Annotated in this window: 4 protein-coding genes; all 4 read left to right on the forward strand. The window is 41.7% G+C overall.

The window, feature by feature from the left end:
* Positions 1-236 precede the first annotated feature (236 nt).
* The 4 genes from QUF07_RS12805 to QUF07_RS12820 all read left to right on the forward strand — a co-directional run bounded on the left by QUF07_RS12805 (position 237) and on the right by QUF07_RS12820 (position 6,614).
* Positions 237-1,484 (forward strand): dicarboxylate/amino acid:cation symporter, encoded by a 1,248-nt coding sequence (locus QUF07_RS12805; RefSeq protein ID WP_217163719.1) that lies wholly within the window; start codon positions 237-239, stop codon positions 1,482-1,484.
* An 18-nt stretch (positions 1,485-1,502) separates the two neighbouring features.
* Complete coding sequence (locus tag QUF07_RS12810; RefSeq protein WP_217163717.1) at positions 1,503-3,686, forward strand: beta-L-arabinofuranosidase domain-containing protein; 2,184 nt, start codon at positions 1,503-1,505, stop codon at positions 3,684-3,686.
* A gap of 135 nt (positions 3,687-3,821) precedes the next feature.
* Positions 3,822-4,451 (forward strand): carbonic anhydrase family protein, encoded by a 630-nt coding sequence (locus tag QUF07_RS12815; RefSeq protein ID WP_217163714.1) that lies wholly within the window; start codon positions 3,822-3,824, stop codon positions 4,449-4,451.
* A 246-nt stretch (positions 4,452-4,697) separates the two neighbouring features.
* The gene (locus QUF07_RS12820) at positions 4,698-6,614 is read left to right on the forward strand and encodes an S-layer family protein (RefSeq protein WP_289427789.1); all 1,917 of its coding nucleotides are present in this window, start codon (positions 4,698-4,700) and stop codon (positions 6,612-6,614) included.
* Positions 6,615-6,739 lie beyond the last annotated feature (125 nt).

Consider the following 6,739-nt stretch of genomic DNA (forward strand, 5'->3'; position numbering starts at 1 on the left):
TTCTTAATGAGCAAAACATAGGTAAAATGGATCAAAATTAATGAGCGAAAATGGATCAATTGAACTTGACGGCCACAACATTGTAACATATTTATGTATCCGCTATCATATGAGCATAGATTGGAAAAAGGTTAGTAGATGTTAATCATATATCTTTCTGATCTATAATGAAATTTCGTTTATTATTTTAAGGTGTTGCTATATTTTAGATCAATATCATTTTGGAGGATAAGCTCATGAAACAAATAATGAAGAATTACGGCTTTTCGATCATCCTGATCTCTGCATCGATTCTAGGGGCAATCGCTGGGCTGGTATTTGGAAAAAGGACGGTGGCGGTTCAGCCAATCGCTGATATCTTCTTGAACCTTGTGTTTGTATTAATTGTTCCGATCGTCTTCTTCTCGATTGCCGATGCAATTGCTAATATGGATAGTCGTGGGAAGTTACGCAAGATTTTGATGCTCTTTATCACGATTGTGGTGGTAGGCGGTGTTATTACGTCACTATTGGCATTAATTGTGATTAACTTAATCTCCGTTGCTCCCAGCGGCGCGATTCAACTTGGCAAGAGCACTGCGATTGCGGCAAACTTCAATGTTGTCAGCATGTTAACGGTTCCTGATTTTTATAATCTGCTGTCGAAGAATAATATGTTGCCGTTGATTATCTTTACAATTGCAACTGGGATTGCCATTAATGCTTTAGGTAAGGTTGGCCAACCAGCCAAACAAGTGATTCATTCAATGTCTGAAGTTTGTATGAAGTTGGTTAGTTACGTTATGAAATTGGCGCCAATTGGAATTGGCTGTTACTTTGCCGCTTTGGTTGGTAAGATGGGTGGGCAAGTTATTTCATCAATTGCTCAACTAGCTTTGGTATACGTTGGCTTCACAATTCTATTCTTCTTAATTACAAATCCTGCAATGGCATACTATGGCGGTGGCCGGACCGGCTTGAAAGCTTATTTCACCAACATTTGGACTCCAATGGCAACTGCAATGGGAACTTGCAGCAGTGCCGCCTGCATCCCTGTTAACATTGTTGCGAGTGAAAAGATGCATATTCCAACAGAAATTCCCAACATCATCATGCCACTCGGTGGTAGTATCAATAAAAATGGCGTTGTCTCTGTTCAAATTATGAAAATTGCCTTTCTATTTGCGATGTTCCATCGAACGTTTGATTTGAAAAATATGGCAATGGCCGTGGTTGTTGCCGTTATTAGTGGGGTTATTGTCGGCACAATCCCAAGCGGTGGGTTTATCGGTGAAATGTTTATTTGTTCAGCATTTGGGTTCCCGACCGCTGTTGTCCCAATTATCGTCATTATGGGAACCTTGACTGATCCATTCTGCACGATGAATAATGTTACTAGCAATCCAGCTACCGCAATGGTTCTTGCTAGAATTGTTGACGGTAAGAATTGGATTAAAGAAAAAGTGGCGGGAGAAACCGTTTCAGCCGCAAATACTGAGAACTAGAGAATAGGAGTGCTAATGATGAAGGCTACGGTTGAAAACAAACAACTATTAGAAGATGTCCAAAATATTTATTTAGGCAACCTAGGAACCATTGACACCAATATCTCGTTGCCAAGCACTGGTAAAAATGGTAGTCAGTTTCAGTGGCAATCCGATGAGCACTTGTTCATTACAGATGATGGTAAGGTAACCCGGCCGATGCCAGGCGTTGGTAACCGCGTGGTCCATTTAAACTTAACAGCGAAACTAGGTAACAAAACCTTGCAAAAACAATATACGGCAACGGTGATTCAGGAGCCACGGAAAGTTGCAATTGACCATCTGGTTGACTTGAAATTAACGATTCATTCAAGCAGCTATGACTTACCCCAGGTGGTGGTTGTCAAGCTTGCTGATGGTTCTTATACCACGGCAGAAGTGACCTGGCAGCGGGATTTCGACCCAGCGGCACTCACTCAGACAATTTCTGGAACCGTCAAGGAAAATGGCGCTTCAGTTAAAGCGACCATTAAGCGAGTCCCCCAAGATGAACATGGCTGGCACAATCCGTTTAAGACACTACCGGTCGAATTACTGGGGGATAACCCCTATATTTCGGGTAGCCAGACAATGTTGACTCACTTGAAGACGATCGACACCGATCAACTCTTATTCAATTTCCGTCAGGCTGTCGGACTACCTGTTGATCCTGAGAAACAAATGACGGGTTGGGATGCGCCAGATTGTAAATTACGAGGTCACACCACTGGTCATTATATGTCAGCGTTGGCTTTCGCATATTTTGACACGCACGAGTCAATTTTTAAGGATAAATTAGATTATCTGGTTACTGAGCTGGCCAAAGTCCAACAAACATTTACCAAATTAGGGGCTCACCCAGGCTTTCTAAGCGCATATGATGAGACCCAATTTGACGAGTTGGAAAAATACGAAACTTATCCCAACATTTGGGCACCTTATTACACTTTGGATAAAATATTGAATGGGTTATTGGATAGTTATCACTATACTGACAACCAACAGGCGTTAGCGATTGCTACTAAGTTGGGTGACTGGGTAGTAGCACGGCTGAATAAATTATCTCACCAGCAGCTGACAAAAATGTGGTCAATTTACATTGCTGGAGAATTTGGCGGTATGATTTCGGCGATGGTGCGATTATATCGGGAAACAGGACGCCAAAGTTACTTGCAAACGGCCAAACTATTCAGTAATGACAAACTGTTTGTCCCGATGCTGACCAATTACGATACTCTCAATAATATGCATGCCAATCAGCACATCCCGCAAATCATCGGTGCTGTCGATCTATATGAGGAAACCGGGGATGAGAATTATCTCCAGTTGGCTGAGAATTTCTGGAACCTGGTTGTTAATCACCATAGTTTCGCCAATGGGGGTGTCGGGGAAACCGAAATGTTCCATGAAGCGGACGCTGTTTCTAAGTACTTGACGGACAAAACGGATGAAACCTGTGCGAGTTACAACATGTTCAAATTGTCCCAACAATTATTCGAGATTACTCGCAATAGTAAATATATGGATTACGCGGAAAACGTTTTGAATAATCATCTACTAGTAGCCAATGATCATCAAACTGATGGCGGGTCTACGTACTTCTTGCCATTAAGACCTGGTGGCATGAAACAATATGATACGGATATAGATAATACCTGTTGCCATGGGACTGGCCTAGAGAATATGGTTCGTTTTCAGAAAGATCTTTACGCGTTTGATGGTGAAAGCCTGTATGTTAACTTGTTTTACGATAGTCAATTAACATTGCCGGACGACAATGGGATAATTAGCCAGCAAGTTAAGAAAAATCATATGAGTGTTCAGACCGATTTCAAGTCGCCGATTGCTGTTTTAATTCGACTGCCAGATTGGATGACTAACCTGGCAGTAACCGTTAATGGCGTGGTTGCCCCTCTAAATAGGGAGAAAGGATATCTGCGTTTGCCAGCATTAGTTGGTCAAAATACGATTGAATTGCATTACACATCCAGGGTGACCGTCAAGACTGCGCCAGATAACCAAACACTAGCAGCAGTCTTTCGAGGTCCAGATATGTTGGTTAAGCAGACTGATGAACAACAGTTGTTAGCCATGACGACCGACCAATTAGAAAGTGGCACTGGACTTGTTCCGTTCAATACAGTCCACAGTGGCCATTACCATGCTTATTTTAAAGTGAAATAGTGAATTAAAATCCTGATTGCGGCTGATAATTTCAGCTTTGACCAGGATTTTTTAGCAGATTAGGGTAAATGAATCTGGTCAATTTGCCAAAATACTGTAAACTAGATTCAAACAATTATTGAAGGGATGACCCACATGCTCGATTACACGCATCAGGAACAATGGTCCAACGGTTTTGGCTTCCAGCAATCACCGATTAATATCGAAACCAAGGCGGCAGTGTCAAAGAAGGGAACGCTTGAATTTGCCGCTCAATCTCAGTATCACTTACAACAGGAAGTTGATGACCAAACCACGATCCGCTTGCCCGGAAATGGTAACGCAGATATCTTTGGACGATCATTTACATTTCAACAGGTTCACTTTCACTCGGCTTCGGAACATTTGATTGACGGGCGCCAGTTCCCCTTGGAAATTCATTTGGTGCATCAAAATGCAATTGGTCAACTCGTTGTGGTTGCCTTACTCGCAAAAGTTGGCGATGCTGATCCAGCATTCCAACAGATTATTGAGGGCTTCACTGCTGGCAAAACTGACTTAGCCGATATTCGAATTGATCAGTGGTTACCAGAACGCCCGGTTGGTTTTCATTATTTGGGATCGCTGACTACGCCCCCGCTAACTGAGGGGGTTGAGTGGCTGATAGTGACGAATCCACAGGTGACTGTGAGTGCGGCTCAGTTGAATTGGTTTAAGGAACAATTCCCGTATGATAATCGGCAAGTGCAGAAATTAAATGGGCGAATAGTTGAACGGTACGAGTAGCTAAAAAATGCTGAGAAGATCCATTCACCGGTTTGACTTAATGTGAAAAACACTAATCAACATTAAAACCATTACTATTTGAACATACGCCAAATCAGGGTACCATTGATCTTTTGTGGAACGGTGGTGCCCTGATGTTATCTTTATAATCTCATTTTCGTTAGGCTTATTCTTTGAAACCCATTTCATAAACTGTATAATGAAAGTGTAACAAGTGTAAGATATATTGTTAAGGAGGGGTTATTTATGAGATTTGATCTTAAAAGATCACTATTCTTGTCAGTAGCTGCATTAGGGTTCATTGCAGCTGCAGGCATGGCAAATTCTCAAACGGCAAGTGCCAAGACTTATGCTCGAGTCACATCTAATAGTAAGATGGCTATGTTGCCGCAGGATCGTAACGTCACTTTTACTGGGAACAATGCATTATATACTAAGGCCGGAACATTGAGGGGTGCTCGGGTAGTCGCTTCTAAAGCTACCTTAAGCAGCTTCTCAAACGTTTCATCTTCAACACATAATGTTCGGGCTTATCGAATTGCCACTACTAATCGTGGCTCCATCTATTACAAAGTGGTTACTTATGATGGCTCATACCGTGGTTGGATTTATGGTGGTAAAACCGACTCTGACTTCAACGGTGGGGTTCAACAATATCGAACATTTACCAACCAAGCATTTTCAACGTTAACAACAGCCCAACAAAACGGGACTTATAAGATCACGACACCTGGAACTGCCAATGATGGCACCCAAGTTACTTACAAGTCACCTGCATATACCAACTATAAGGTTGGCCGAGCAATCACTGATTCAAGTCCTTACGCCAACACGCAATTCCGAATTGACGCAGTTGGTTATCGAACCAAGGAAGGCTCATCAGATCAATGGGTTCACATCTATGACCCAGCAAATCCAAATAGCCAAGCAACTGGTTGGATTAAGATGAGTGGCTTGACCCAGACGAATGCAACAACGCCAATTGCTGACAACCAGATCCAATTCAACATCATGGATCCAAATAACAGCAACAACACGTTAGTATCATTCAACTGGACCAAGACCGGTGCTACTAGAAATTCTTATCTAGGAAACTACAACACTACCACTCACAACTGGTCATTAGATTCCAACGATCAAGCTTCATTGCAAACAGCTATTAACAATGCTTTGTCTGGCTACAACTCCACTCATGGCACTAATTACAGCTACAATATTTCTAACTTGAACCAATCACAATTGAATAACTTAGCGGTTGCCCAATTTGGTGGTTCGGTCAAGTTGTATTTGAACTCGGCAATTGCAGATAATGCCGTTCGTGTATACTTCAGAATGCCAAATGGCAACAACTTGTCAACTTACTATGATTGGACTAAGTCAGGTGCCAACCGTGGTAATCTCGTTGGTTATCAAAATGGTTCTAACTGGTCATTCTATGGTAGTGACCAATCAGATATTCAAGGTAAGTTAGCAACTGCTTTAGCTGGAACAGGTTATGGATTGAACTACAATAACAACAATACCTTGAATCAGGACCAGATTAACGCGATTGCTTCTGGTCACTATGGTAGTTCGGTAACGATTTCGGTTGTGCCGGTAAATCAGACGGTTTCGAGTACCATTCGGCCAGCCGGATTTGATAATAGGAAACTGTTGACTGCAACTACTGAGAATCCTCTTAGTGATGTTGTTCCAATTCCGGACGACCTAAAGGCTGATCTTCCAGCAGCTGCCAAAGATGCAAGTGGGAATAATACTTCTTCTGCATTACTTGCTAAATTGGTACCTGGAGATTTAACTAATTTGCAGCAAAAACTTAATGATCAAACAAATGGACCTAAAGTACAAACTGCGATTAAGGCATTGAACAAAGAGCTTTCAGATGCTGCCTCAGATAAGTATATTAGTACAGGCTTGAATATGTCTTATTCAGGGGTACAAGGGGCAACTATTAGTCAACCTACACTCTTAAATTATGCTGCCAACAATAATTTAGGAACTCTTAAGTCACCAACCTTTAAGCAGTTAAATATTGGAACTGGCAATGTTGTTACCAATGATGACAGTCACGTAGAATTCACAGCAAATTCGACTGATACGAATGTAACATTTGGTAATCCAGTAAACATTTACTACAAGATTTCAGATGCTCAGAAAAATTAGTTATTGAACAATTTTGTTCATAGTTGAAGCAAAAAGAGATTACTACACAATGAGGTGTACCCCAAAAGTTAAAGTAAATATTTGCTTGTCTTTCCTAGGCGGCACGGAGTCGATAGCTTATCGGC

It is taken from the genome of Lentilactobacillus sp. TOM.63, assembly GCF_030361045.1.
Lineage (GTDB): Bacteria > Bacillota > Bacilli > Lactobacillales > Lactobacillaceae > Lentilactobacillus > Lentilactobacillus dabitei.